We start from the raw sequence: 26,506 nt of genomic DNA, 5'->3' as shown, positions 1-26,506 counted from the left end.
CTATGTACCAGTTTATACTGGGAAAGATCTCCACCCTGAGCGCAGACCCGCTGGCGTCGACGCTTGCACATATGGCACCTGCGGGTGCACGAAATGCATCCTGGCTGGCGGGGAGAACCCTGCTCGCCAAAACGCTTTCTCCTTCTCCGTTACCCGAGATCGTCTATGGTGAGCAAGGGAAGCCAGCCTTCGTGGATGCGCAGCCCTTCTGGTTTAACCTGAGTCACAGCGGCGATAATATCGCGCTGCTGCTGAGCGACGAAGGCGAAGTGGGATGTGATATCGAAGTTATCCGCCCACGTGAAAACTGGCAGGCGCTGGCTAACGCCGTCTTCAGCGTGGCGGAACATGCGGAGCTGGAGCGCGAAGACCCGGAGACAAAGCTTTCTGCTTTCTGGGGGATTTGGACGCGTAAAGAGGCCATCGTGAAGCAGCGAGGCGGCAGCGCCTGGCAGATTGTCAGCATCGACAGCACGTCGCAGACGCATTCGGTAAGCCAGCTCCAGTTCGGCTCGCTCAGTCTTGCCGTCTGCACCTCAACGCCTTATACCCTTACCGCCGGGACGATTGCTCACCACGGGATGTCCGTGGCATAAAAATCACCAGCACGCCGAGAATAATCATCCCGACCCCCGCCAGCCCGTGCCAGGAAAAGTGTTCGTTCCAGCCGGGCAACAAAATGGCCGCGGCCCACACCAGAATGTAACTGAGGCTCAGCAAGGCATACGCTTTGCTGAGCGCCATGCGATGCAACGCCAGATACCAGCAGCCCATTGAGGCCACATACCCCATGAGTCCCAGCAGCAGCGCGCCAGTACCGGATGAGACGTGCCAGAGCGCGGAGACAAACGCATAAAGCTCGCTGACTGGCGGCAGAGCCTGCATGGCATAGCGCAGCAGCAGCTGCGCCGCGCTGACCAGCATTACGCTGCATAACGCCCAGAACGTTCCTCTCACAGGCTTCCTCCGAGGATAACAATGCCGATGATGATGAACCCGACGCCCAGCCAGTGATGCAACGCGACTTTTTCATGCCAGAATGCTTTCGCCGCCAGGGTCACCCAGACAAAATTGAGGCTCAGCATAGGGTAGGCAACGCCGACAGGCAGGCGCTGCAGGACCACCAGCCAGACCAGCATGCCGCTGCCCAGTGCCAGCAATGCCAGGCCCAGCCATAGCATAATATGCGCGCCACGCCGCCCGGCTTTCGCCGGACGGGTGGCCTGCTTCTGACACAGCTGCCCTGCGCAGGTCAGCAGGCTTGCCAGTATCAACCAGAGCCAGGTCGTCATTGCGGTAAATACTGCAGCCAGGCCAGACGGCCCTGAATATACAGGCTGTCCGGTTCTGGCAGATGAGCCCGCTTAATATCGTCGTGTTTTGACAGCAGGATCACCAGTGACACGCCCCCCTGCTGGCGATGCGTTGCCAGCCACTGCGCAAAATTATCTTTCTCGACAAACCGGTCTTTCACATCCGGGTACGCTAGCCCGTAGCTCAGCTCGCCGCTCTGACCAAACAGAATGATGTCATTACGCTTAAGCTCCCACGCCAGCCCGGAGGCCACGCCAACATTGTTCGCCAGCACAAACCGGCTGCTCTGAAGCGGGTCACGGATGGTATCCACCAGCGACTGCGGCTGTTTGGAATCCACCACCAGGTTAGGAATGGCAAACCCAATCAGCAGCGCCACACCAGCAGGACACAACGCCGCCAGCCACCAGCGCTGCGCGCTTTGCCGCACGGTAAACCAGCCGACAGCCGCCCAGACGAGAAACGCCAGCACCGCGCAGAAGACTTTATACAGCTCAACGGATGTCCAGACCGGATGCTTAGCAACCCCCCACGGTGAGACCACCAGCGCCGCCACCACGCCAATCACACCAAACGCCAGGTTAATCCCGCCGTTAATGCGTAACGCTCTGGCCCCTTTGTCCGCCGCGATGCAGGCATAGCGCGCCATCAGGATAGCCAGCGGAGCAAAACACGGCAGGATGTAGGTTGGCAGTTTGCCTTTGGCAATGCTGAAAAACAGCAGCGGCATCACGACCCATCCAAGCAGATAAAAGCCACCGCCCGTGTTGTCTCTTTCGCGCCAGCCCAGCCGAAACGCGCCGGGCAACAGCGCCAGCCACGGCAGACTGCCGGCCAGCAGGAACGGCAGGTAGTACCAGAACGGCGCTTTGTGCTGGGCATCGCTCTGGGCAAAGCGCTGAATATGCTCAACCCAGAAGAAGTAACGCCAGAAATCAGGCTCTCGATGCGCAATGGCCAGCGCCCAGGGCAGGACGATCAGCACACAGCTCACGATGGCCAGCCAGCCAAAGATCAGCACCTCTTTCCAGCGCTTCTGCGCAATCACCCACGGCAGCACACCTATCACCGGCACCGCCAGCGCCAGGAATCCTTTGGTCATCACCCCCATGCCGCAGGCAAGCCCGAGCAGCACGTAGCCACCCGCTTTTCCGGCCACGGTTTCAGCCTGCGAGGCCAGCCAGAAGCTGCACATAGCGGCCACCAGCCACAGGGTAATGATGGGATCCAGCACGGCGTACGTACCAATGCCATACACCAGGAACAGGGTCAGGAAGATAAGGCCTGAGAAAATGGCAACGCGCTTATCCCGCCACAGGCGCCACGCCATCCAGATCACCAGCAGAGCCGTCAACCCGGTTGAGAATATGGCGCCGGCGCGCACGGCAAAGTTAGTATGCCCAAACAGCAGTTGCCCGATACTGTTGATCCAGTAGCCCGCAATCGGCTTTTCAAAGTAACGCAGCCCCAGAAAATGCGGGACAATCCAGTCTCCAGACGCCAGCATTTCGCGGCTGATTTCCGCATAGCGCGTTTCATCAGGCTGCCACAGCAGGCGGATATCGATCGGAATGAGGTAGTAAACGATAAACAGTGCGAGAAGCGCTAAGCCATAACGGGCTGCTTTCATGATACCGGACTCACGGTTTGTTGATAGCCAAGCCAGCCTTCCCGGCCAGCCAGTTCATTACGCACAATTTTGCCCACGGGCAGGACGCTAAGATCCTCTGGCAGCAATTCGCTCAATGGACAAAACTGAATGCCCTCCTGAGCGGCCATCGTCAACAGTGCATCGAAATCATGCTGATACGCAATCCCTTCCACTTCCGCGTGGATGGTATAGACGGGCGTACCGGTGTCGCGATGAATGCAGTCCAGAATATAGCGATTGAACCCTCCGGCACTGACCTCGCGCCCAACCACTTCATCCCAGGTGGGAAGCGTGACCGGGATTTGCACCGTCCCCAGGCGATTCTCCCCGATGAGCGGCAAAAAAGGCCCGGTGCCGCGGCAATCGCTGTTGTAGCGAAACGCGAAGGGTTCTTTGGCTTTCACTACGCGTTGGTCGGCACGCCATCCCGCCACGGCGGAGCAGCGAATCGTCTGACCGGTGATGGCCTCCAGCTCCAGCATGCCGCGCTCAACTTCACGCGACAGGCGTGGAATATCCCAGACGCCAGCCCAGGCCTGCCAGGCATGGTGATCCCAGGCATGCAGTCCAACCTCATGGTGCTGCGCCGCGTCGCGGATAACGGCTTCATTACCCGCGCCAATGCGCCTGCCGGGCCATGCGGTTCCGGCCAGCAAAATATCCCAGCCGTAGAGAGAGGCTGCGCGTGAGCGCAGCATTTTGAACAGAAATGCCGGTTTAACCAGACGCCATAAATGACGTCCCATATTGTCAGGCCCCACGCTGAAGAAAATGGATGAGCGCACGTTGTGCTTGCTCAGCAGTTCCAGCAGTTTGGGTACGCCGTCACGCGTCCCCCTGAAGGTGTCGACATCAATGCGTAAACCGACTTTTCTCATGAGACCTGTTCCGACAGCTCCACGGTGCGCAGGAAGAAATCGAGCGTTTCATCAATGGTCTGATCCATCTTCACCGTCGGTGTCCAGTTCAGGCAGCGTTTCGCATTACGAATGCTCGGTTTACGGTGCTCAACGTCCTGATAACCTTTACCGTAGTAGCTGCTGCTTTCCACTTCACGGAAACCGGCAAACGGCGGGAAGCGATCGCGCAGCGGATGACGTTCAAAGCTTGCCAGCAGCATCTCAGCCAGCTCGCGAATGCTCGCTTCGTTATCCGGGTTACCGATGTTGATGATCTCTCCGTTGCAGCGACCCTCTTTGTTTTCGATGATGCGGAACAGCGCCTCGATACCGTCGCTGATATCCGTAAAGCAGCGTTTTTGTTTACCGCCTTCGATAAGCTTGATGGGCGAGCCTTCCACCAGGTTCAGGATCAGCTGGGTGATGGCACGTGAGCTGCCGATACGCGCCGCGTTAAGGTTATCCAGACGTGGTCCCATCCAGTTAAACGGACGGAACAGCGTAAAGCGCAGACCCGCTTTCTCGCCGTAGGCCCAGATCACGCGGTCGAGCAGCTGCTTGGAGACGGAATAAATCCAGCGCTGCTTGTTGATCGGCCCGACGACCAGGTTAGAGGTATCTTCGTCGAAGTTTTTGTCAGTACACATGCCGTACACTTCAGAAGTGGACGGGAAGATGATGCGCTTGTCGTATTTCACACAGTCGCGGATGATCTTCAGGTTCTCTTCGAAGTCCAGCTCGAACACGCGCAGCGGGTTACGGGTGTACTCAATCGGCGTGGCAATCGCCACCAGCGGCAGCACCACGTCACATTTTTTAATGTGATATTCAATCCACTCGGAGTGAATGCTGATATCCCCTTCCACAAAGTGGAAACGCGGGTTGTCGAGGAAACGACTGATGGCATCAGCACCGATATCCAGACCATAAATTTCGTAGTTATCGTCTTTCAGCAGACGCTCGGTCAGGTGGTTGCCGATAAAACCGTTGACGCCGAGGATCAGCACGCGGGTGCGGCGTTTGATGGCCACAACCGGTGCGCTGGTGATCAGTGCGCCAGTGACCAACCCCAGAGACTGAGCCAGCTGCGCGCCCTGAACGTAAACGCCGTTATCGGTTTGCCCGGTCACGATCTCCAGCGCCTGCTCGCCGCAGCTGACAATCAGCGGGGAAGCCGAGACAACGGTGCCCGGTTTGGCGGCAGGAATGTCGTCGCGTACGCGGGATTTCCAGACGATAAACTTACTCACGCCGGCAAAGCTGTACGCCCCCGGCCAGGGGTCGGTGACGGCACGCACCAGGTTGTGCAACTGACGAGCCGGCTTGTTCCAGTCCAGGCGACCATCTTCTGGCCGGCGACGGCCAAAACAGCTCACCTTGCTCTCATCCTGCGCGGTCTCGCTGAAGGTGCCGTTAAGGATCGCTGGCAACACATCACGTAACAGGCTTTGCGCTACGGTGCAGAGCTTCTGATGAAGCTGCAGCGCAGTTTCATCCGCATCGATAGCCACGCGCTGCTGCGCGATGATGGCACCGGCATCTGCGCGGTGCACCATACGGTGCAGAGTGACGCCGGTTTCCGTTTCGCCGTTCACCAGCACCCAGTTCAGCGGTGCGCGGCCACGGTAGGCGGGCAGCAAAGAGCCGTGAAGATTAAATGCCCCTTTTGCCGCCAGACTTAAAATCTCATCGCAAATCAGGTTGCGATAATAGAACGAGAAGATGGCATCAGGCGCGAGCGCCCGGATGCGGTCCACCCACAGCGGATGGTTGACATCGTCCGGGGCGTAAACCGGAATACCGCGCTCTGCGGCGATACGCGCCACCGAGCCAAAGAAGTTATTCTCTCCGGCCGTGTCCGGATGCGTGAAGATTGCAGCGATTTCATAGCCCGCTTCCAGCAGGGCCAGCGTGCCCGCACACCCCATATCGTGATAGGCAAAGACAACAGCTTTCATGGGTGAATTTCCTCTTGAGATGCTTTGTGTTCCTGGCGGACAACACGTTGAATAAAGTAGCGCGGACGTGCGCGAACATCGTTATAAATACGGCCAATGTATTCCCCGAGCAGGCCCATCCCGACAAACTGGGCGCCGATGAACATAAACAGCACGGCAAAGAGCATGAAGACCCCTTCCGCCGCCCACTGGGGACCGTAGATCAGGCGGAGTAACACCAGCAGCACGGAGAGCGCGAAGCCGAACACGGCAATGATGCTGCCGAAAACGCTCAACAGGCGCAGCGGCGTGGTGGTCAGGCAGGTGATAAGGTCGTACATCAGGTTGATGAGACGCATAAAGCTGTACTTCGACTCCCCGTGCTCGCGCTCGGCGTGCAGTACCGGGATTTCCGTCGCCTTACGGGCAAAGGTGTTCGCGAGAATAGGAATAAACGTGCTGCGTTCATGGCAGTGCAGCATGGCGTCGACAATATGGCGGCGGTAGGCGCGCAGCATGCAGCCATAATCGCCCATCGCTTTGCCGGTGGTTCGCTGGATCAGACGGTTGATTGTGCGGGAAGCCAGCTTACGGAACAGGCTGTCCTGACGGTTTTGCCGCACCGTGCCGACCACGTCGTACCCTTCATCGGCCTTTGCAACCAGACGCGGGATCTCTTCCGGCGGGTTTTGCAGATCGGCATCAAGCGTAATAATCAGATCGCCCGTCACGTGGCTGAACCCGGCCATAATGGCGGAGTGCTGGCCGTAGTTACGGTTAAGCAGCACGGCAACAATATGGCTGCCCTCGGCCTGCGCGGCTTCGGTCAGCATCAGCGCGGAATTATCGCTACTGCCATCATCCACCAGCAGTATTTCATAGGCTTTGCCGAGCGTGTCGCAGGCGGCCGTCGTGCGGCTGATCAGTTCGGGCAGGCTCTCCTGTTCGTTGTAAACGGGGATAACCACAGAAACTTTTTGTACAGGCGGTGCGCTGAACATATCAATTTCCTGCAAGCTGATGGAGCGCGGTAATGACGCGGGTTGTGTCGTCATGAGTCATGTCCGGGAAAAGGGGGAGAGAACAAATACGCGCGCTATTCCATTCAGAATTCGGGAGCGATACATCAGGAAAACGCTCGCGGTAGTATTTTTGCGTGTGCGCCGCGCGGAAATGCAGGCCGGTGCCAATGCCTTTTTCCTTCAGGGCTGCCATCAGGTTGTCGCGAGAAATCCCGCAGCGGGCTTCATCCACGCGAATGATGAACAGGTGCCAGGCGTGGACGTGCGGCCATGAAGGAATACGCAGCGGGTGGAACGGCGTATCGGCAAGCTCGCGCAGATAGCGTTCAGCAATGTCATGACGTCGTGCGTTGGCCTCTTTCAGTTTGCCCAACTGCACCAGCGCCAGCGCGGCGTTGATATCCGCCAGGTTGTATTTGAAGCCGGGCGTGATAACTTCTGCCTGCGGCGCACGACCGTGCGTCTGGCGGTCGTAAGCGTCCACACCCAGGCCGTGGAATTTCAGGCTACGGATCCGCTGCGCCAGTTGCGCATCGTCCGTGACCACTAACCCGCCTTCGGCGCAGGTCATGTTTTTAATGGCGTGGAATGAGAAAATCGCGGTGCCCTGCCAGCCCACGTGGCGCGAGTGGTAGTACGTGCCGGCTGCATGCGCCGCATCTTCAATGACCGGAATACCGTGACGTTCCCCGATGGCGCGAATGGCGTCGATGTCACACGGCGCGCCGGCATAATGAACCGGAACAATCGCTTTTGTGCGTGGCGTAATGGCGGCGTCGACCGCGTCCGGCGTGATCATCAACGTATCCCGGTCCACATCAATCATCACCGGGGTTGCGCCCAGCAGCACAATCATATTCAGTGTGGATACCCAGGTCAGGGAGGGGGTAATCACTTCATCGCCTGGACCAATACCCAGCGCCATCAGCGTGACATGCATTCCCGCGGTCGCTGAGCTGACGGCAATCGCATGTTGATTCCCGGTTAGCTGACAGAATGCCTCTTCAAGCGCCTGATTTTTCGGTCCTGTGGTGATCCAGCCGGAGGTTAATACCTCCTGCAACGCCGCTAATTCCTCGCTACCCATGGACGGCCGGGAAAAAGGCAAAAAATCACTCATCATTAATTTCCTTGCTGTATTAAAGGCGTCATCTTTTTTACTGCGCTGTCGTTATGGGCAGCTCAATGGAATCATGCAAGATGGTTTATAAATAAAGTCCAAATAAAATTTAGACTGCACTCCATTTATGTCAACAAACCATCAACTAAAGTAAAAGTATCGTCGTTTTCTTAGGAAAAAATTAAGAGATGAGGAAAGCGGAATGGGTAAAGAGCAACAGAGTGCAAGAAAAATCCTTTTACAACAGTAAGATGGGATTTAATTCTCTTTTTTTTATTTTTTGTGAGTAGACTCACGACGGGCATTTAAATATTTCATTTCTTTTACATTAAAACGATAAGAAAAGTAAATGAACGCTCAACCAAAATAAAAACCCCGGCGGTTTCGTCAACCGCCGGGAACTTTCTTTTAATGTGAATTGTCGCGTTTACTTAAGATTAGCAGGAAAATCACTCGGCAATTCACTGGCCGCGCAGGCAATAACGCTTTCATTATTCGCCCCACAGTCGCGAACAAAGGTGATCGTCGCAAATTCATCAATGACTTCAGTGGGGTATGCCGGACCCGCATCACGATACGCATTCATCAATGGAATATGATCGTTCTGGAAGCAGACGGTTTTTTCTGGATTGTTGATCACCCAACGTGGGAAGAAGATGGTGCCGTGGAACAGTTTGTCACCCAGGTTTGCAATCAGGCTCACGTCGGTACCGGTTGGTTCTGTCCAGGAAATTTTATAGATGCTCTCCCCTACGCGAACAATATAAGCCTGCTGATCTTTCACCCAACGGTTCGCCACAATCCCGCTGTGAATACGGTAATCAAGGGTGGTTTCATTTTTGACATAAATCTCGTAGTTCCAGCCATTATCGTAGGTATATACAAGGTGTTTGCCGACGAAGCCGCTTAAGTCATGTTTGTCGAAGGTGTTCATAATGTGTCTCCTTTGTTTTGATGAGACGATCGTACCCCTTCAAAAAATGAATGAATAACGCTATGTTTGAATCAAATTCATCCAAATTTTAGATTAATAATGCATAAGACGACGCTTGAACAATGGTCATTACTGGAAAGAGTGGTCGAGGCAGGCAGCTTTGCCAAAGCAGCGGAAGAGACCAACCGCAGCCAGTCCTCGGTCAGCTATAACCTGTCGCTGCTGCAGGAGCGGCTGGGCGTGGCGCTGCTGGTGCCTGAGGGGCGGCGGGCTGTCTTGACCCCGGCCGGCGAACTCCTGCTCAACCAGGTTAAACCGTTGCTGAAAGCCTTCGCCTATGTTGAGACCCGTGCGGCAAGCCTGCGTAACGGAATGCGCACGCGGTTAGATCTGGTGGTGGACAGCATTTTCCCGCGCCGACGCCTGTTCGCTATTTTGCGTCAGTTCCAGCAGTTGTATCCGCAAACGCAGGTCCGTCTCACCGAAGTACTGGAAAATAGCCGCACCGATGTCATTAATGATGAAGCCGACGTGATGGTGTTAACCCGCCGCCAGGACATAACCGGTCTTGGCGAATGGCTGATGAATATCGACTTTGTTGCCGTGGCGCATCATCAACATCCCCTCTTTAGCCTCGACGCGCCGCTTAACGACGATATGCTGCGCCCGTGGCCGCTCATTCAGATAGCCGACAGCCAGACCGCCGCGCGTGCGGCCGGTGAGTCGTGGACCTTTTCCACCATTGATGCAGCCATAGAGGCGGTGATGTCCCAGGTCGGCTATGGCTGGCTGCCAGAGGAGCGTATTCAGACCCAGCTTGATCTGGGGGTGCTTAAACGCCTGCCGCTTAGCCATGGTGCGCGCCGGGCTACGCCGCTGCACCTGATTGTGAAACGCTCCCTCGGCCCGCTGGATGAACAGGTTGAAACCCTGCTGCGCCTTTTTAGCCAGGAGCCGCCATCCTCACCTGCTACGCTTTAAGGTCCGAACGTTAAACACGATAAGGAGCAGATGATGAAGATCGATTTTACGGGGAAAGTCGCGCTGGTGACCGCCTCTACCGGCGGGATCGGGTTCGCCATAGCCCGAGGGCTGGCTGAAAGCGGTGCGGAAGTGATCATCAATGGCCGTAGCACGGAATCTGTGAATAAAGGTATCCAGCAGCTACAACAGGTTGTGCCTGGGGTGCAGGTACGCGCCGCAATTGCCGACCTCAGCACGGCTGAAGGGGTGGAATCGCTGCTGAACGTGGCGACCCACGTCGACATCCTGGTCAACAACGCCGGCATTTACGGCCAGCAGGATTTTTATGGCACCGACGATGACACCTGGGAGCGTTACTGGCAGACAAACGTGATGTCCGGCGTGCGTATCTCCCGTGCGCTGCTGCCGGGTATGGTGCAGAAAGGCTGGGGACGCGTGGTGTTTATTTCGTCCGAGTCGGCCTGCAATATTCCGGCGGACATGATCCACTATGGCGTGACCAAAACGGCGCAGCTGTCGCTCGCTCGCGGGCTGGCGAAGTTCGTGGCGGGAAGCGGTGTCACGGTGAACAGCGTATTGCCCGGCCCCACCCTTTCAGACGGTTTTGCCGACATGATGAAAGACGAGATCGAGAGAACCGGCAAATCGCTGGAGGAACTGGCGAAAGAGTTTGTGATGACTCACCGCCCGAGCTCGGTTATCCAGCGTGCCGCGACGGTGGAAGAAGTCGCCAATATGGTGGTGTATGTCTGCTCGCCCCAGGCCTCCGCCACCTCGGGCGCGGCACTGCGCGTCGATGGCGGCGTGGTGGATGACATCATCTGATCCCTCAGACAGAACGGTCTGTGACCCGTCGGGCAGTAATATAGTGCGCCTGCCAGTAGTCATCAGTCAGGGTTGAAACGGTTACGCCCTGGCTGCGTGAGGCATGAATAAACTGGCTATTGCCGATGTACACGCCCACGTGCCTTCGGTCTGGACCGGTCTGAAAGAAGACCAAATCCCCCGCCTTCAGACGGTATTGCGCCACCTTCACGCCGCGATGGATCTGTTCGCCCGTCGCGCGCGGCAGATTAAGGTGCGCCGCATCGCTGAACAGATGCTGCATCAGCGCGGAGCAGTCCACGCCCCGATGTGTGGTCCCGCCCCACTGATAGTGGGTGCCTTTCCACTTCTGGTATTGATCAAGGATCCGGGTACGCAGTGGTCCTGTTTCCTGGTGCAGCAGCGCGGATTTTGCCGGAGAAAGGGCGAGCTCGCGGTTCATTGACAGCATCGACGCCGGCAGTTGAAAACTCAATGCCGAAAACGAAGCCAGACTTAACGAGAGGATTGAAATAAGCGATCTAAACGTCATATCAAAATAGATTCAGTGAGTGAATGTTTTCCTTACCGGTGGGGGCCAACGTTCCCCCGAAATAGCGCGCAATGTGGCGATAATATAGACAGCTCGCTTTTCAACCAATTATTATTGAGACCAAAAATGGACTCACTTTCCGATCGCAAGATCGCGAAAAAAATGCTCAAGACAGAAGGACAGACAGGGTAAAGCAGGTAAACTAATCAACAGAATGTGTATTTTAGCTAAGACGTATTTATGACCAATATGATTGCCGACGAGGCCGTGGCCAAATCCAACGTGCTCTCCGTCTTCGACTTTGATGGAACACTGACGCACCACGACAGCTTTATCCCTTTCCTGCGTTTTGCCTTTGGTAAACGTTACTTCGCGGGCCGCCTGGTGCGTATGGCCTTGCCCACGCTCCACTGCGTGCGTCGTAAGCTGACGCGCGATGAGCTGAAGGAAGTGTTGATTAAAACGTTCCTGACGGGCGTGGATGAACACTGGCTACGCCAGCAGGCGGAAGCGTTTTGCGAAAAATACTGGGACAAGCTGATGCGCCCTGCCGGCGTACTGGCCGTCGCCGCAGAGGTGAATTCCGGTGCGGAAGTGACCATCTGCTCCGCCTCTCCGGCGCTGGTGCTCCAGCCGTGGGCTGACAAGCTGGGGATTAAGCTGATTGGCACACAGCTGGAAGTGAAAGACGGCAAGCTGACCGGGCGTATCACCGGCAACAACTGCCGCTGTGCCCAGAAGGTGGCGAGGCTGGAAAAAGTGTATGGCGATCTGAATAGCTACCACCTGCGCGCGTGGGGCGATACCCGCGGTGACCATGAACTGCTGGCGGCGGCGCAGGATGCACACTGGCGGCACTTCCATCCACCGCGCAAGCGTCGACATTCACCGATTAAGTGTTAGACACTGTCTACCCGAAAACGGCAACCAAAGGTTGCCGTTTTGCTTTTAATGGGCTTCTTTCTTACCCGGGAACATCACGCTGGTGATAATCCCCAGCGCCAGCACGCCAAGCACCACAAACAGGCTTGCCGTGGCACCAATGCTGTAACCGTGGTGCCAGAAGTGATCGGTGGCATTTAATCCGAGCTTGAACGCCACGAAGAACAGCAGCAGCACCACCGCTTTCTCCAGATGCACCAGATACTGCTTCAGCGCTTCCAGCACGAAGTAGAGCGTACGCAAGCCGAGGATGGCGAACATCATTGCGCTGTAAATAATAAGCGGCTCACGGCTGACGGCAATAATGGCCGGCACGGAGTCAAACGCGAACATCACATCAGAGAGTTCCACGACCGCCACGCAAAGCAACAGCGGCGTTGCGTAGCGCTTCGCCTTCTTCACGCGTCCAACCATCACGTCCTGGTTTTCAGGTTTCTCCAGCTCCGCGTCCACCTCTTTCTGGGTCAGAATAAAGGCATTGCTGCTGATTTTAGGCCAGACAGGATAGAAGCGTTTCACCAGACGGTAAGCCAGATGGCCGGAGTAATCTTCAACCTCGTCACTCTCTTCATTGCGTCTGAGCATCATCACCGCCGTCCAGCCGACGACCAGCGCGAAGATAACCTCGACGTAAGGCCCCAGACTTAACAGGCTGGTCCCAATGGCCACAAAGATACCGCGGAAAACAATCGCCCCGAGCACGCCCCAGTAGAGGACACGGTGACGATATTTATCCGGCACGCCGAACCAGGCAAAAATCGCCATCATCACAAACAGGTTATCGACGGAGAGCACCTCTTCCAGCGCGTAACCGGTGAGGAACAGGCTTGCCATCTCTGCGCCGTGGTGAACATACAGGAACCCGGCGAAAGCCATGGCCATCATGACCCAGAAGAGGGACCACATGGCAGCGCTTTTCAGCGAGATCGGTTTATCGTGACGGTGCATAAAGAGGTCGATAAACATCGCCCCGACGGCCATCACTACAAAGACAACAACGGTTTCAGTCGGGAAACCGAGATGAGCAGCAGACATACACAACCCTTTTGGCAGACAAAACACAACACCATGCAAACTGGCGTAAACCAGGAACGGAAAGGGGCAGGCTGTTTACCAGCCTTTAACCCTTAAAGCCGCGGCTTTTCAGGCCCGGCAAAGAGAGGTACTTTACCGCACTCCATGGGGTCGCGCATCTGCCGTTTAGGCGCTCATGCCGCGCAAACGCTGCAGTACGGCCACCAGAACCGCCACTGACCAGCCCACCATCAAGGCGCCGACCAGGCCTTCCACACCCCCAATCAGCCGCCAGTGCTGAGGCAACGTGACATCGCCGTATCCCACCGTGGCGTAACTGACCAGCGAAAAGTAGAAGCTGGTGTTCCAGTCGTTAAATGCATCAATAACAAAATAAAACCCGGCGAAGAGACCGGCTTCAAGAAGATGGGCGAAGATCATGGAGATAACGATCCCGACGTTACGCAAAACCACACGCACCGCAGAGTCGACCTCTAAGTTAATGAATTTTAAAACGCAAAACATCCACAGCGAATGGATGACCACCGTAAGGGTAAGCAAAATAATGATGCTGAGTAGCTGCATGAAAGGTGCTCTGACCGGGAAGAAAAATGACCCCACGAACGCAGCGGGGCACCTGGAGTTGTCTGGCCTGGTCGAAGCTTAGTGGATCGGAGGAAAAAAGTTGGTGCAATAATTGCGCTGCGTGATTGTCACCCTTTTAGAGTCTCCTCTTTGCGGCTGGTTCGACTGCTGTGAGCGATATATCTGGAGCGCACTATCTGTGAGTCACCTCTTATTTACATCATTTAAACCTTCCATTAACTGGATAAAAAGAACGCGCCGTCGCTATAGTGGTTTTGTTTAATAAAACTAAGTTGTACCTAATAAAACAAAGAACATACCCTGCGAGGACACAATGACAGAACATTTACGTAACGGTGCTACCGCCACCGAGGACATAGAAAGAGAGACGATGCGGAAGGTGATCTGGCGTATTCTCCCGTTTCTGATTGTCAGTTACCTGGTCTCCATTATCGATCGCGGGAATATCGGCATGGCTTCGCTGCAGATGAATGAGGATCTTGGCCTCAGCAAAGCTGCATTTGGCTTCGCCAGCAGTCTTTATTTCGTGGCCTATTTTCTGTTTGAAGTACCCAGCAACCTGGCCATGCAGAAAGTCGGCGCCCGGCTGTGGATCCCGCGCATTATGATCAGTTGGGGCATCGTCTCCATGTGTATGTCCCTGGTGCAGAACACCACGTCGCTCTATATCGTCCGTTTTCTTCTCGGTGCTGCAGAGGCGGGCTTCTTCCCGGGCGTCGTGCTGTATCTGACCTGGTGGATCCCGTCCCGCTACCGCGCACGCATTATTGCGTCCTTTATGGTCGCCATCCCACTCGCTAACTTCATTGGCTCCCCGCTTTCCGGGTTGATACTGTCACTGGATGGCTGGCTGGGTCTTCGCGGCTGGCATCTGCTGTTCATTATTGAAGGCTTGCCGGCGGTGCTGCTGGGTATTGCCGCCTGGTTTATTCTCCGGGATCGCCCTCATCAGGCGAGCTGGCTTAGCAGTGAACAGAAACAATGGCTGGAAACCACGCTGGAAACCGAGCGCAATCAGCAAAAGAATATCGGACACCAGACCACCTGGCAGTTGTTAAAGCATCGCCAAATCTGGCTGATGGCGCTGATTTACGCGGGTGCATCGTCCGCGGGTACCACCATCAGCGTCTGGTCTCCTCAACTGCTGAAATCCTTCCATCTCGATAATCTTGAGACAGGTCTGCTTAACGCCATTCCTTACGGTCTGGCATCTGTTCTCATGATTGTATGGGGACGGAATTCCGATCGTACCAACGAACGCCGCTGGCATACCGCACTCACGCTATTCATAATTGCCGCCGGCGTGTTCGCCGCCTTTGTGAGCGTCTCGCTGTCTGCCACGATCGTTATCCTCAGCATTATGCTGATAGGCGCCTATTCAATGAAAGGGCCTTTCTGGGCGCTGGCGTCCGGTTGGATGAGCAGTACCTCAGCGGCGGCGGGACTGGCCGCGATTGGCGCCATCGCAAACCTTATAGGCGGGGCGGTGATGGTAAACGCGTACGGCATTATCAATGAGCGTACGGGCAGCTACACGCTGGCGATGCTTCCGCTGGCCGCGCTGTGCGTGGCCGGGGGGATAGCGGTGCTCATTATGGGCCGACAGGCCCGCAACGCTCAGCTACACGAAAAACAGGTCACGCATTAGCGTTGACAGAAGCGGGACAACTGTCCCGCTTCTGCATTTAAAGATGTTCTTCCGCCGTATCGCTCGTTTCCCCAAAAAACTGCTGACAGAAGAGCTTACTGGCTCCCATTTTCTGCGACAGACGGCTTGCTGCCGCCTTCATCAACTGACCTATCTCCTTCTCACGACGATCTTCCGTCAGCCGTGAGATGGGGCCGGTCAGGGCTAACGCCGCAACCAGCTTGTCGTGAACGCCGAAGACAGGCATCGCAAACGCAGCGGTGTGGGGATCGCGTGCGCCTGACGTGTAGAAAGGGAGTTCAGCGTCTCCCTCCGGCAGGCTCTCATTGAGCCCCCAATGGCGTAATACCTTACTGATGGCCGAATTATCGAGCGGGAACTGGCTACCGGGAAGATTGCTGTGTCGCAGGCCATGCGACGCTTCAGCGCGAAACAGGCAAAGCCGCTGCCCTCCCTCCAGCACATACCAGCTGGCACTCTCCTGAGACGCCAGGGATAAGGCCTGGAGCTCTGGCTGAACCACTCGGGAAAGATGGAAAGATTGTTCATACAGCTTGCCGAGGTAAAGCAGACGTGGGCCCAGCGCATAATTGCCGTCTTCATGCCTGACGACGTAATTCATCCGTTCAAGAGAATTCATCAAGCGGTAAACCGTGGTTTTGTGATAACCCGATAGCTGTGCCAGCGCGGTCAGCGTCAGGCTCTCATCTCCAGGACGGAAGCAATCCAGTAAAGCCAGCGCTTTTTCAACCGCTACAACGCCTTCATTCCCCATCATTATCTCCTTGTTAGCCCGGCAGTGAGTGTACCTCAAATTTTGTGAGTCACTTCGTGTTTACATCACAAACGCCATCTCGGGTCTGGCTAAAAGGAAAGCAACACCGCTATAGTTGTTTTGCACTGTACACCTGCATTGTACTTAGTAAAACAATATGGAGGCATTCATGTCCGTTACTGAAAAAAAACCGATTAATCGCCAGTTTGATCGCGTTTCTGCCGAGGACGTTCGTCGGGCTGCCGAGTATCAGGCCGCTATTCTGGCCGACGTGGCCGGTCGCCGCGGTACGCTTCATGGCCGCATCAAACCGCTGGCCCCACACATGTCCGTTGCGGGTCCGGCCATCACCGTTGAAGTCCGTCCGGGTGATAATCTGGCGATTCATGCCGCGATGGCGGTGGCGCAGCCCGGCGATGTCCTGATCGTCGATGGCAAAGGCGACCTGAGCTGCGCGCTGCTTGGGGAAATCATGGCCACTCAGGCTCAGGCGAGCGGCATTGCGGGCATTATTATTGACGGCGCTGTACGAGACGCCGATACCTTGAGCAAAGGTCACTACCCTGTCTTTTCTGCCGGTCTGAACCCCTGCGGCCCGACAAAGCTAATTTCTGGTCGGGTTAATCATCCCATTTCAGTCGCCGGGGCGACGGTTCAGGCCGGGGATCTGGTTGTCGCGGATATCGACGGCGTGGTAGTCATCCCGCGCGATGAGGTTCAGGAAGTTATCGCGCTGGCAAAAGGAAAGCTGGAGATGGAGACCCGACGCCTTGCCGCCATCCGTGAAGGCGATTTACGTCCACACTGGCTTGATGACGCGCTTCGTAAGGCAGGTATGTTAGATGACGGGGAGACGCTGTGATGGGGGGCAAAGACGTAGTTCTGGTTACCGGAAGCGACCTGGCGGAGCAGGCCATGGTGATGTTGCAGGGCTTTGAGGTGGTGTTTGCGGGCCGCCAGCCCACAGAAGATGAACTGATCGCGCTGTGTGAACGACACAATCCTGTGGCGATTCTGGTACGTTACGGCAAGATTACCGCGAAAGTCATGGATGCCGCCCCCGCTCTGCAGGTTATTTCCAAGCACGGAAGCGGGATCGATGTGATAGACCAGACGGCAGCGGCCGAGCGCAACATCGCCGTCCGCGCTGCGCCAGGTGCAAACGCGGCGGCAGTGGCTGAACATACCTGGGCGCAGATCCTCGCCTGCGCAAAGTCGGTGGTACCTCTGGACAAGCGCCTGCGAGACGGGCACTGGGATAAGGCGACGCATAAATCCATTGAACTGGAGGGCTTAACATTAGGGCTCATCGGATTGGGTGCTATCGGCTCGCGTGTGGCACATATTGGCCACGCATTCGGCATGAAGGTGCTGGCTTACGATCCCTATGCTAAGTCCATGCCTGCCCTGTGTGAACGCGCAGAAACGCTGAATGGACTTCTTTCCCGTTCCGATGTCATCTCTTTGCACTGTCCGCTGACCGATGAGAATCGGGGGATGATCAATAGCCAGACGCTCGCACACTGCAAGCGGAACGCAATTCTGGTAAATACGGCACGCGGCGGACTGATCGACGATGAATCGTTACTGGCGGCGCTCAGGGATGGCACGCTGCACAGCGCAGCGCTGGACAGCTTTACCCACGAGCCGCTGACGGCGCCGCACCTCTGGCAGTCCGTAGAAAACGTGGTTATTTCACCACATATTGGCGGCGTTACCGCAGCGTCATATATCAAGATGGGGACCGTGGCCGCGAGCAATATTCTTGCTGTAACAGACGTAACCACCGTCAGCCCGTAAAGCCAACTGTGACGAGTGGCAGTGCTCTTATGTCACTTGTCTTCTGCCAGCGCCTGAGCACACGCCCAGGCACTTGCCCATGCCCACTGGAAATTGTATCCGCCGAGCCAGCCGGTCACATCCATCACCTCACCAATAAAATAGAGCCCAGGCACGTTGCGCGCTTCCATGGTGCGTGAGGAGAGTTCATGGGTGTCGACCCCGCCAAGCGTCACTTCCGCCGTGCGGTAGCCTTCGGTGCCGTTGGGCTGCACCCGCCAGGCTGTCAGCGTCTCAACCAGCACCGCCTGTTCGCGGCTGTTAAGCTGCTTGAGCGACACATCGGGGATCTGACCCAGCACCTGCAAACATTCCACCAGACGTTTTGGCAACTGCATGGCCAGCGTGTTTTTCAGGCTTTGATTCGGGTGCGCCGCGCGTTGCTCGTTGAGGAAAGCCTCCAGGTCGCATTCGGGTAGCAGGTTAACCGTGACAAACTCCCCCGGCTGCCAGTAGCTGGAAATTTGCAGTACCGCCGGGCCGGAAAGACCACGGTGGGTAAACAGCAGGTTTTCACGGAACACCGTACCGTCTTCAGCCGTAATGACCGACGGCACCGAGACGCCAGAAAGCGTCTGGAGCTGTTCCAGCAGGGGCTTATGCAGGGTGAACGGTACCAGCCCCGCACGGGTGGGCAGCACGTTCAAGCCAAACTGTTCGGCAATCTTGTAGCCGAATGGTGAAGCACCGAGCCCCGGCATGGAGAGGCCACCGCTGGCAATCACCAGGTTATCGGCGCTGACGCTTTCCCCGTTTAACTGCAGCGTGTAGCCCTGCTCATCGCGGGACACCTCCAGCACTTCCGTGCGCAGGCGCATCACCACGCCGCCCTTCTCGCACTCGGCCACCAGCATATCGACAATCTGCTGGGCGGAGTCATCACAGAACAGCTGGCCCAGCGTTTTCTCATGCCATGCGATACCGTGCTTACCCACCAGGTCGATAAAGTCCCACTGGGTGTAACGCGCCAGGGCCGATTTGCAAAAATGACGGTTCTGGCTCAGATAAGCTGCGGGTTCGACATAGAGATTTGTAAAGTTGCAGCGCCCGCCACCGGACATCAGAATTTTACGTCCTGGCTTTTTACCGTTATCCAGCAACAGCACGCGACGACCCGCCTGTCCGGCCATCGCCGCACAAAACATACCCGCCGCACCGGCGCCAATTACCACGGCATCAAACCTTTCCACGTCAAAATCCTCTTCGTTAACTGCCGCGGATTGTAAAGTTTCCTCTGTGGTCACACCAGCGCAATTAACCGAGATATCAGTCATATACTTGAAATATAAAATATATTTCTTTACCTAACGCCAACAAAGCCGAAGTTATATCAAAAAAAAGCTATATTTCACTTTGCCCGCCGCGCATTTGTCCTGGATAATGCGCCGCGTTCATGTCCTCAAAATGGCGTAACGTCCTATGCTACATTTGTTTGCTGGCCTGGATTTACATACCGGGCTTTTATTATTGCTTGCTCTGGTTTTTGTACTGTTTTACGAAGCGATCAACGGCTTCCACGACACTGCAAACGCAGTAGCAACGGTTATCTACACTCGCGCAATGCGATCGCAGCTCGCGGTTGTTATGGCGGCGGTATTTAACTTTTTTGGTGTTCTTCTGGGTGGACTGAGCGTTGCATATGCGATCGTGCATATGTTGCCAACGGATCTGCTTCTCAACGTTAGTTCTGGCCATGGCCTCGCTATGGTGTTCTCAATGCTGCTTGCTGCAATTATCTGGAACCTCGGTACCTGGTATTTCGGCCTGCCTGCATCCAGTTCTCACACCCTCATCGGCGCGATTATCGGTATTGGGTTAACGAATGCCCTCATGACCGGTACCTCGGTTGTTGATGCGTTAAACATCCCGAAAGTGCTGGGAATTTTCGCCTCACTGATTGTCTCCCCTATCGTGGGTCTGGTGGTCGCAGGCGGATTGATTTTCATCCTGCGTCGTTACTGGAGCAATACGAAAAAACGCTCCCGTATTCACCTGACGCCGGCAGAGCGTGAGAAGAAAGACGGCAAGAAAAAGCCGCCATTCTGGACGCGGATTGCCCTGATCCTTTCCGCTATCGGCGTTGCCTTCTCTCACGGCGCGAACGACGGTCAGAAAGGCATTGGTCTGGTAATGCTGGTACTGATTGGCGTCGCACCGGCGGGATTCGTGGTCAACATGAACGCCTCCGGTTACGAAATCACCCGTACCCGTGATGCGGTGAACAACGTTGAAATCTATTTCCAGCAACACCCTGAGCTGCTGAAGAAGGCAACCGGCGTTGACCAGTTGATCCCTTCTCCTGAAGCAGGCGCTACCACTGCGCCGGGCGAATTCCACTGCCATCCGGCAAACGCGATTAACGCGCTGGAACGTGCCAAAGGCATGCTGGGTAATATCGAAAGCTACGACAAACTGTCCGTTGAGCAACGTGGTCAACTGCGTCGCATTATGCTGTGCATCTCTGATGTCACGGATAAAGTGGCGAAGCTGCCAGAAGTGAATGCTGACGACCAGCGTCTGCTGAAGAAACTGAAAGGCGATATGCTCAATACTATTGAGTACGCGCCAATCTGGATCATCATGGCTGTCGCACTGGCTCTCGGTATCGGTACGATGATTGGCTGGCGTCGTGTGGCGACCACCATCGGCGAGAAGATCGGTAAGAAAGGCATGACGTATGCGCAGGGTATGTCCGCGCAGATGACGGCGGCGGTTTCAATCGGTCTGGCGAGCTATACCGGTATGCCAGTTTCGACCACCCACGTACTCTCCTCTTCCGTGGCAGGGACCATGATTGTTGACGGCGGCGGTCTGCAACGCAAAACCGTGACCAACATTCTGATGGCCTGGGTATTTACCCTTCCGGCCTCTATCCTGCTGTCGGGTGGGTTGTACTGGATTTCGCTGAAGCTTATCTAATCGGCAGAACGCGATAAAAAAGCGGGTCAGGAAACTGACCCGCTTTTTTTATGCTCAGTGCCAAATCATCAAGGCAATCATACTGACCACAACCAGACCACACAGGGCGCTGGTTAAAATGAACTGACGGCGAAGACGCTCGCAACGGCGAATAAACTCTTCATCGTGGTGATCGCGATAGCGCTGGTAATAGATATACCCTACCAGACGCATCTGCTTGCTGGGCTGTCCGTGCGAGGTGAAGAACCCTCCACCGTCCACATACTGATAAAGCAACGGATCGCAACCACGAAGTACCACTAATAGCGCACGTAACGATGAGAAGTAGCGCGCCATATTCACTATGCAAACCACGCATAACGCCCAAAACAATGCGACGGTGCTAATCATACATCCTCCCCGGCGTACGCCCACGAAGCAAGGCCTCTGAGCTACCGCACTCCAGTGCCCTGACAGACAGTTCAGTGAAAGAATGAACAAAAGTCGATCCGGTTCGCGTTTTAATATCCGAACGGCTCATTAAATAGTGTAGGAGATCCGTTAATTTTTTTGCCACAAGGTTAATCGTTATCAACACCAAAGCTTGAAAAATATGTTTTACTGGGCCGTAATGAAAGCATCAGACGACGGCTTTTCCATTTAGTCATCGATAACTTAAGGAAGGAGTAACACTATGGCTTACAAACACATTCTCATCGCGGTAGACCTCTCTCCGGAGAGTAAAGTGCTGGTTGATAAAGCGGTATCCATGGCACGCCCTTACAACGCGAAAGTTTCTCTTATCCACGTTGATGTGAATTACTCCGACCTCTATACCGGTCTGATTGACGTCAATCTCGGTGATATGCAGAAACGCATCTCTGAAGAGACACACCACGCCCTGAGCGAACTGTCCACCAACGCGGGCTACCCTATCACCGAAACCTTAAGCGGCAGCGGCGATCTGGGTCAGGTGCTGGTTGATGCGATTAAGAAATACGATATGGACCTGGTCGTTTGTGGTCACCACCAGGACTTCTGGAGCAAGCTGATGTCTTCAGCGCGTCAGCTGATTAACACCGTTCATGTGGATATGCTGATTGTTCCACTGCGTGACGAAGAAGACGAGTAAGTCTGCTTTCCCTCTCCCACCGGGAGAGGGAACCGTTCGAGCCTCTTTCCAGCGCGGGTTGGGGTGACGGCATCAAACCGCACACCCTAACCTTCCTGTTCCGGCGTCCCCGAATAAATATCAAACCGGTGCCCTTTGGTGACCACCGCATTGGCCGTTGCCACGTCCGCCAGCGGCGGCGCATAGTCCGGGCGTTTCACCACTACGCGCTTCGTGGCTAACTGACGAGCAGGCACCAGCAAACCATCCGCGTCTAAATCCGGCCCGACCAGCGACTGGAACACCCGCATCTCTTTCTTCACCAGCGCGCTTTTCTGCTTATGCGGGAACATCGGGTCGAGGTAGACCACCTGCGGACGCGGAGTGATATCGGTCAGGGCCGTCAGGCTGGAGGCGTGAATCAACTGCAAGCGCGCCTGCAGCCACGGTCCAATCTCCGGGTCGGCATAGCCGCGCGTCAGCCCGTCGTCGAGCAGCGCGGCCACGACCGGATTGCGCTCCAGCATCCGCACGTGACACCCTACCGAGGCCAGGACAAACGCATCGCGCCCTAAACCCGCCGTGGCATCTACCACGTCCGGAAGATAGCTTCCTTTGACGCCAACCGCTTTGGCAACCGCTTCACCGCGACCGCCGCCGAACTTGCGCCGGTGCGCCATAGCGCCCCCCACAAAATCGACAAATATCCCGCCGAGCCTGGGTTCGTCACGCTTACGTAATTCCAGATGCGCCGGCGTCATCACCAGCGCCATCAGGTTTTCATCATCATGCTCCAGGCCCCAGCGGGCGGCCAGAACAGATAAGGCGCCGTCTCCGGCGCCTGTTTCATCGACTAAACAAATCTTCACGTAACGGTTAGCCTTTAATTCCGTAGTGCTCAAGCATCGCATCCAGCTGCGGCTCGCGGCCACGGAAGCGTTTGAACAGCACCATTGGCTCTTCAGAACCGCCGCGCGTCAGGATGTTATCAAGGAACGACTGGCCAGTTTCACGGTTGAAAATGCCCTCTTCTTCAAAGCGAGAGAACGCATCCGCCGCCAGCACGTCGGCCCACAGGTAGCTGTAATAGCCTGCCGCATAGCCGCCCGCGAAGATATGGCTGAACGCGTGCGGGAAGCGGCCCCAGGTTGGGCCAGGAATAACGGCGACCTGCTTTTTAATCTCGGCCAGCGTCTCGAGGATTTTCGCCCCCTGCTCCGGACTAAACTCGGCGTGCAGACGGAAGTCGAACAGGCCGAACTCCAGCTGGCGCAGGATAAACATCGCCGCCTGGTAGTTTTTCGCCGCCAGCATTTTATCCAGCAGTTCTTTCGGCAGCGGCTCGCCGGTTTCGTAATGGCCGGAGATGAACGCCAGCGCGTCCGGCTCCCAGCACCAGTTTTCCATAAACTGGCTTGGCAGTTCGACCGCATCCCATGGCACACCGCTGATACCGGCAACGCCTGCGGTTTCGATACGGGTCAGCATATGGTGCAGGCCGTGGCCGAACTCGTGGAACAGGGTAATCACTTCGTCATGGGTAAACAGTGCAGGCTTGCCATTCACCGGACGGTTGAAGTTACAGGTCAGGTACGCCACCGGCTTCTGCAGGGAGCCGTCCGCTTTACGCATCTGCCCGACGCAATCATCCATCCATGCTCCGCCGCGTTTGTTCTCGCGAGCGTATAGATCCAGGTAGAAGCTCCCGCGCAGCTCGTTCTTCTCGTCATACAGTTCGAAGAAGCGCACGTCCGGATGCCAGACGTCGATGTCGGTACGTTCTTTGGCGGTGATCCCGTAAATGCGTTTAACCACTTCAAACAGGCCGTTAACGGCTTTGTTTTCCGGGAAGTAAGGGCGCAGCTGCTCATCGCTGATGCTGTAAAGGTGCTGTTTCTGTTTTTCGCTGTACCAGGCGATATCCCACGGCTGCAGCTCGTCGACACCGTATTCCGCTTTCGCGAAGGCGCGCAGCTGCGCCAGCTCTTTCTCGCCCTGCGGACGCGCACGTTTCGCCAGGTCAGTCAGGAAATCGAGGACCTGCTGTGGATTTTCCGCCATTTTGGTGGCGAGGGATTTGGAAGCGTAGCTCTCAAAGCCCAGCAGCTGTGCCAGCTCGTGACGCAGCGCGAGGATTTCAGCCATCACCGGGCTGTTATCCCACTTACCGGCATTCGGGCCCTGATCGGAGGCGCGGGTGCTGTACGCACGGTACATCTCTTCGCGCAGCGCCTGATTGTCGCAGTAGGTCATGACCGGCAGGTAGCTCGGGATGTCCAGGGTTAAGAGGAAGCCTTCCTGCTCTTTCGCTTCGGCCTGCGCTTTCGCCGCCGCCAGCGCGCTTTCCGGCATACCGGCCAGCTCGGCTTCGTCGGTAATCAGCTTCGTCCAGCCCATGGTCGCGTCCAGCACGTTGTTGCTGTACTGGTTGCCCAGCTCAGACAGACGGGCCGCAATTTCACCGTAACGGGTCTGTTTCTCTTTCGGCAAACCAATGCCGGAGAGTTCGAAATCACGCAGAGCGTTATCGACCGATTTTTTCTGCGCGATGTTAAGTTCGGCATAGTGGTCGCCATCGCGCAGGTCGCGATAGGCTTTGTACAGCCCCTCGTGTTGACCAACCCAGGTGCTGTACTCAGAGAGCAACGGCAGGGTTTGTTCATACGCTTCACGGAGTTCCGGGCTGTTTTTCACTGAATTCAGATGGCTTACCGGGGAGAAGAGGCGTCCCAGCACGTCATCCACTTCGGCCAGCGGCTGACACAGATTTTCCCAGGTGTACGGCGCGCCCTGCGCCACCACGCTTTCTACCGCCGCACGGCAGTTGTCCAGCGCCTGTGTTACGGCTGGAACCACATGCTCAGGGCGGATTTTAGAAAACGGTGGCAACGAAAAAGGCGTCAGTAATGGATTGGTCATAAACGCTGTCCTGTTGAATAAGATGAATGAAGCGCGCATCCGGCGCTGTGCATATGCGATCTAGAATGGGGATAAGTGTAGAGGATTTCAATGCCAGACGTTGCGCTTTCGCGGCAGGATAAACTTTTCTGTATACTGTGGCGATACGCTCTATTTTTGCCCGATGGCGCTACGCTTATCAGGCCTACGTTTACTACCTGGAACACATTCATTCATGCTCAGTTATCGCCACAGCTTTCACGCAGGCAACCACGCCGACGTCCTTAAACACACCGTTCAGAGCCTGATCATTGAATCACTCAAAGAGAAAGATAAACCGTTTCTCTATCTGGACACCCACGCGGGCGCGGGACGTTATCAGCTGAGCGGCGAACATGCCGAACGCACCGGGGAATACCTGGAAGGGATCGCCCGCATCTGGCAGCAGGACGACCTGCCGGCAGAGCTGGAACCCTACATTGGTGTGGTGAATCATTTTAACCGCAACGGCCAGCTGCGCTACTACCCTGGCTCGCCGTTGATTGCCCGCCAGCTGCTGCGCGAGCAGGACAGCCTTCAGCTGACCGAGCTGCACCCAAGCGACTTCCCGCTGCTGCGTTCTGAATTCCAGAAAGACAGCCGCGCCCGTGTGGAAAAGGCGGATGGCTACCAGCAGCTGAAGGCCAAACTGCCGCCGGTATCCCGTCGCGGTCTGGTGCTGATCGACCCGCCTTATGAGATCAAAACCGACTATCAGGCGGTAGTGAGCGGTATTAACGACGGCTACAAACGTTTTGCGACGGGCACCTATGCCCTGTGGTATCCGGTGGTGCTGCGCGCGCAAATTAAACGCATGATCAAAGACCTGGAAGCGACCGGTATCCGCAAAATTCTGCAAATTGAACTGGCCGTGCGCCCGGACAGCGACCAGCGCGGCATGACCGCTTCCGGCATGATTGTGATCAACCCGCCATGGAAGCTCGAAGCGCAGATGAACAACGTGCTGCCGTGGCTGCACAAGACGCTGGTGCCGGCCGGAACGGGCCATGCCACCGTCAGTTGGATCGTGCCGGAGTAATCGCAGTCATCGGTGGAAACTATTGATTTCAGGTATACAATCGCGGCAATTCACGATTAAGGATAAAAGCTATGACTAAGCATTATGACTACATCGCAATCGGCGGCGGCAGCGGCGGCATCGCCTCCATCAACCGCGCGGCCATGTATGGCCAGAAATGTGCGCTGATCGAAGCCAAAGCGCTGGGCGGCACCTGCGTCAACGTGGGTTGTGTACCGAAGAAAGTGATGTGGCATGCGGCCCAAATCCGTGAAGCAATCCATATGTATGGCCCGGATTACGGCTTTGACACCACCATTAATAACTTTGACTGGAACAAGCTGATCGCCAGCCGTACTGCCTATATCGACCGTATTCATACCTCGTACGACAATGTGCTGGGCAAGAACAACGTCGATGTTATTCATGGTTTTGCGCGCTTTGTTGATGCGAAGACGATAGAAGTTAACGGTGAGACGATCACTGCCGATCACATCCTG

Annotated in this window: 27 protein-coding genes; 11 read left to right on the top strand and 16 right to left on the bottom strand. The window is 55.9% G+C overall.

The annotated features are described in order from the left end of the window. The first annotated feature begins 2 nt into the window (after positions 1 to 2). Positions 3 to 596, top strand: a complete 594-nt coding sequence (gene acpT, locus ACMVME_RS19205; RefSeq protein WP_025202827.1) for a 4'-phosphopantetheinyl transferase AcpT — start codon at positions 3 to 5, stop codon at positions 594 to 596. Here acpT and arnF read toward each other — a convergent pair. From arnF to ACMVME_RS19165, 8 genes are all read right to left on the bottom strand, one after another. After that, positions 553 to 957, bottom strand: a complete 405-nt coding sequence (gene arnF, locus ACMVME_RS19200) for a 4-amino-4-deoxy-L-arabinose-phosphoundecaprenol flippase subunit ArnF (protein WP_014172048.1) — start codon at positions 955 to 957, stop codon at positions 553 to 555. The two genes, acpT and arnF, sit on opposite strands and share 44 nt — an antisense overlap. Further along, positions 954 to 1,292 (bottom strand): 4-amino-4-deoxy-L-arabinose-phosphoundecaprenol flippase subunit ArnE, encoded by a 339-nt coding sequence (arnE, locus tag ACMVME_RS19195; RefSeq protein ID WP_014172049.1) that lies wholly within the window; start codon positions 1,290 to 1,292, stop codon positions 954 to 956. Before arnE ends, arnF begins: the two co-directional genes overlap by 4 nt. Then, complete coding sequence (gene arnT / locus ACMVME_RS19190) at positions 1,289 to 2,944, bottom strand: lipid IV(A) 4-amino-4-deoxy-L-arabinosyltransferase (RefSeq protein ID WP_063435118.1); 1,656 nt, start codon at positions 2,942 to 2,944, stop codon at positions 1,289 to 1,291. The genes arnE and arnT overlap by 4 nt, the downstream gene beginning before the upstream one ends. Further along, the gene (gene arnD, locus ACMVME_RS19185) at positions 2,941 to 3,843 is read right to left on the bottom strand and encodes a 4-deoxy-4-formamido-L-arabinose-phosphoundecaprenol deformylase (RefSeq protein WP_020884517.1); all 903 of its coding nucleotides are present in this window, start codon (positions 3,841 to 3,843) and stop codon (positions 2,941 to 2,943) included. Before arnD ends, arnT begins: the two co-directional genes overlap by 4 nt. Continuing rightward, the gene (arnA, locus tag ACMVME_RS19180) at positions 3,840 to 5,822 is read right to left on the bottom strand and encodes a bifunctional UDP-4-amino-4-deoxy-L-arabinose formyltransferase/UDP-glucuronic acid oxidase ArnA (protein ID WP_414743481.1); all 1,983 of its coding nucleotides are present in this window, start codon (positions 5,820 to 5,822) and stop codon (positions 3,840 to 3,842) included. Before arnA ends, arnD begins: the two co-directional genes overlap by 4 nt. Further along, a complete protein-coding gene (gene arnC, locus ACMVME_RS19175; RefSeq protein ID WP_020884516.1) occupies positions 5,819 to 6,802 on the bottom strand; it encodes an undecaprenyl-phosphate 4-deoxy-4-formamido-L-arabinose transferase in 984 nt (327 codons plus the stop codon). Before arnC ends, arnA begins: the two co-directional genes overlap by 4 nt. Before the next feature lies 1 nt (position 6,803). Next, positions 6,804 to 7,943 carry a UDP-4-amino-4-deoxy-L-arabinose aminotransferase gene (gene arnB / locus ACMVME_RS19170; RefSeq protein WP_414743480.1) on the bottom strand — a complete coding sequence of 380 codons (1,140 nt, stop codon included), beginning with the start codon at positions 7,941 to 7,943 and terminating at the stop codon, positions 6,804 to 6,806. 427 nt (positions 7,944 to 8,370) lie between these two features. After that, complete coding sequence (locus tag ACMVME_RS19165) at positions 8,371 to 8,877, bottom strand: phenolic acid decarboxylase (RefSeq protein WP_049021789.1); 507 nt, start codon at positions 8,875 to 8,877, stop codon at positions 8,371 to 8,373. Between the two features lie 99 nt (positions 8,878 to 8,976). Here ACMVME_RS19165 and ACMVME_RS19160 point away from each other — a divergent pair, with 99 nt between their 5' ends. Both ACMVME_RS19160 and ACMVME_RS19155 read left to right on the top strand, forming a co-directional pair. Beyond that, complete coding sequence (locus ACMVME_RS19160) at positions 8,977 to 9,858, top strand: LysR family transcriptional regulator (RefSeq protein WP_020884513.1); 882 nt, start codon at positions 8,977 to 8,979, stop codon at positions 9,856 to 9,858. Between the two features lie 33 nt (positions 9,859 to 9,891). Beyond that, positions 9,892 to 10,686 (top strand): SDR family NAD(P)-dependent oxidoreductase, encoded by a 795-nt coding sequence (locus ACMVME_RS19155; RefSeq protein ID WP_020884512.1) that lies wholly within the window; start codon positions 9,892 to 9,894, stop codon positions 10,684 to 10,686. A gap of 4 nt (positions 10,687 to 10,690) precedes the next feature. Here ACMVME_RS19155 and ACMVME_RS19150 read toward each other — a convergent pair whose 3' ends face one another. After that, positions 10,691 to 11,218: an NlpC/P60 family protein gene (locus ACMVME_RS19150; RefSeq protein ID WP_228176329.1), complete on the bottom strand. Its 528-nt coding sequence runs from the start codon at positions 11,216 to 11,218 to the stop codon at positions 10,691 to 10,693. A 240-nt stretch (positions 11,219 to 11,458) separates the two neighbouring features. Between ACMVME_RS19150 and ACMVME_RS19145 the strand changes: the two genes are divergently transcribed. Then, positions 11,459 to 12,121: an HAD family hydrolase gene (locus tag ACMVME_RS19145; protein ID WP_014172059.1), complete on the top strand. Its 663-nt coding sequence runs from the start codon at positions 11,459 to 11,461 to the stop codon at positions 12,119 to 12,121. Positions 12,122 to 12,166: 45 nt separating this feature from the next. Here the strand turns inward: ACMVME_RS19145 and ACMVME_RS19140 are convergent, their stop codons facing one another. Together ACMVME_RS19140 and ACMVME_RS19135 are read right to left on the bottom strand one after the other, a co-directional pair. Beyond that, positions 12,167 to 13,195 (bottom strand): TerC/Alx family metal homeostasis membrane protein, encoded by a 1,029-nt coding sequence (locus ACMVME_RS19140; protein WP_020884510.1) that lies wholly within the window; start codon positions 13,193 to 13,195, stop codon positions 12,167 to 12,169. Between the two features lie 165 nt (positions 13,196 to 13,360). Continuing rightward, entirely contained in the window at positions 13,361 to 13,759 is a 399-nt protein-coding gene (locus ACMVME_RS19135) for a potassium channel family protein (RefSeq protein WP_020884509.1), read from the bottom strand. Between the two features lie 334 nt (positions 13,760 to 14,093). On the opposite strand from ACMVME_RS19135, the gene ACMVME_RS19130 reads away from it, so the two are divergent. Beyond that, on the top strand, positions 14,094 to 15,428 hold the full coding sequence (locus ACMVME_RS19130; RefSeq protein WP_014172063.1) for an MFS transporter: 1,335 nt from the start codon (positions 14,094 to 14,096) through the stop codon (positions 15,426 to 15,428). A 37-nt stretch (positions 15,429 to 15,465) separates the two neighbouring features. Here ACMVME_RS19130 and ACMVME_RS19125 read toward each other — a convergent pair whose 3' ends face one another. Beyond that, positions 15,466 to 16,203, bottom strand: a complete 738-nt coding sequence (locus ACMVME_RS19125) for an IclR family transcriptional regulator (RefSeq protein WP_020884507.1) — start codon at positions 16,201 to 16,203, stop codon at positions 15,466 to 15,468. Between the two features lie 169 nt (positions 16,204 to 16,372). Between ACMVME_RS19125 and ACMVME_RS19120 the strand changes: the two genes are divergently transcribed. Beyond that, positions 16,373 to 17,065, top strand: a complete 693-nt coding sequence (locus tag ACMVME_RS19120) for an RraA family protein (RefSeq protein WP_025202818.1) — start codon at positions 16,373 to 16,375, stop codon at positions 17,063 to 17,065. Further along, positions 17,065 to 18,003, top strand: a complete 939-nt coding sequence (locus ACMVME_RS19115) for an NAD(P)-dependent oxidoreductase (RefSeq protein ID WP_020884505.1) — start codon at positions 17,065 to 17,067, stop codon at positions 18,001 to 18,003. The genes ACMVME_RS19120 and ACMVME_RS19115 overlap by 1 nt, the downstream gene beginning before the upstream one ends. A gap of 32 nt (positions 18,004 to 18,035) precedes the next feature. On the opposite strand, the gene ACMVME_RS19110 is transcribed toward ACMVME_RS19115, so the two are convergent. Beyond that, positions 18,036 to 19,232: an NAD(P)/FAD-dependent oxidoreductase gene (locus tag ACMVME_RS19110; protein WP_232947453.1), complete on the bottom strand. Its 1,197-nt coding sequence runs from the start codon at positions 19,230 to 19,232 to the stop codon at positions 18,036 to 18,038. A gap of 229 nt (positions 19,233 to 19,461) precedes the next feature. Between ACMVME_RS19110 and pitA the strand changes: the two genes are divergently transcribed. After that, positions 19,462 to 20,961: an inorganic phosphate transporter PitA gene (gene pitA, locus ACMVME_RS19105; RefSeq protein ID WP_014172068.1), complete on the top strand. Its 1,500-nt coding sequence runs from the start codon at positions 19,462 to 19,464 to the stop codon at positions 20,959 to 20,961. A 54-nt stretch (positions 20,962 to 21,015) separates the two neighbouring features. Here the strand turns inward: pitA and uspB are convergent, their stop codons facing one another. Further along, entirely contained in the window at positions 21,016 to 21,351 is a 336-nt protein-coding gene (gene uspB, locus ACMVME_RS19100) for a universal stress protein UspB (RefSeq protein ID WP_003861224.1), read from the bottom strand. Between the two features lie 283 nt (positions 21,352 to 21,634). Here uspB and uspA point away from each other — a divergent pair, with 283 nt between their 5' ends. Further along, positions 21,635 to 22,072, top strand: a complete 438-nt coding sequence (uspA, locus tag ACMVME_RS19095; protein ID WP_003861223.1) for a universal stress protein UspA — start codon at positions 21,635 to 21,637, stop codon at positions 22,070 to 22,072. Between the two features lie 86 nt (positions 22,073 to 22,158). On the opposite strand, the gene rsmJ is transcribed toward uspA, so the two are convergent. Both rsmJ and prlC read right to left on the bottom strand, forming a co-directional pair. Further along, positions 22,159 to 22,920, bottom strand: a complete 762-nt coding sequence (gene rsmJ / locus ACMVME_RS19090; protein ID WP_041162897.1) for a 16S rRNA (guanine(1516)-N(2))-methyltransferase RsmJ — start codon at positions 22,918 to 22,920, stop codon at positions 22,159 to 22,161. A gap of 7 nt (positions 22,921 to 22,927) precedes the next feature. Then, the gene (prlC, locus tag ACMVME_RS19085) at positions 22,928 to 24,970 is read right to left on the bottom strand and encodes an oligopeptidase A (protein ID WP_151712578.1); all 2,043 of its coding nucleotides are present in this window, start codon (positions 24,968 to 24,970) and stop codon (positions 22,928 to 22,930) included. A gap of 214 nt (positions 24,971 to 25,184) precedes the next feature. Here prlC and ACMVME_RS19080 point away from each other — a divergent pair, with 214 nt between their 5' ends. After that, complete coding sequence (locus tag ACMVME_RS19080; protein WP_020884500.1) at positions 25,185 to 26,027, top strand: 23S rRNA (adenine(2030)-N(6))-methyltransferase RlmJ; 843 nt, start codon at positions 25,185 to 25,187, stop codon at positions 26,025 to 26,027. A 71-nt stretch (positions 26,028 to 26,098) separates the two neighbouring features. Beyond that, the coding region (locus tag ACMVME_RS19075) for an FAD-dependent oxidoreductase (RefSeq protein WP_414743479.1) at positions 26,099 to 26,506 on the top strand (408 nt) is incomplete at its 3' end.

Source organism: Enterobacter cloacae complex sp. 2024EL-00711 (assembly GCF_047529885.1).
Lineage (GTDB): Bacteria > Pseudomonadota > Gammaproteobacteria > Enterobacterales > Enterobacteriaceae > Enterobacter > Enterobacter ludwigii.
Note: the sequence above shows the minus strand (reverse complement) of the source record. Positions and strands in the feature narration are given on the sequence as shown.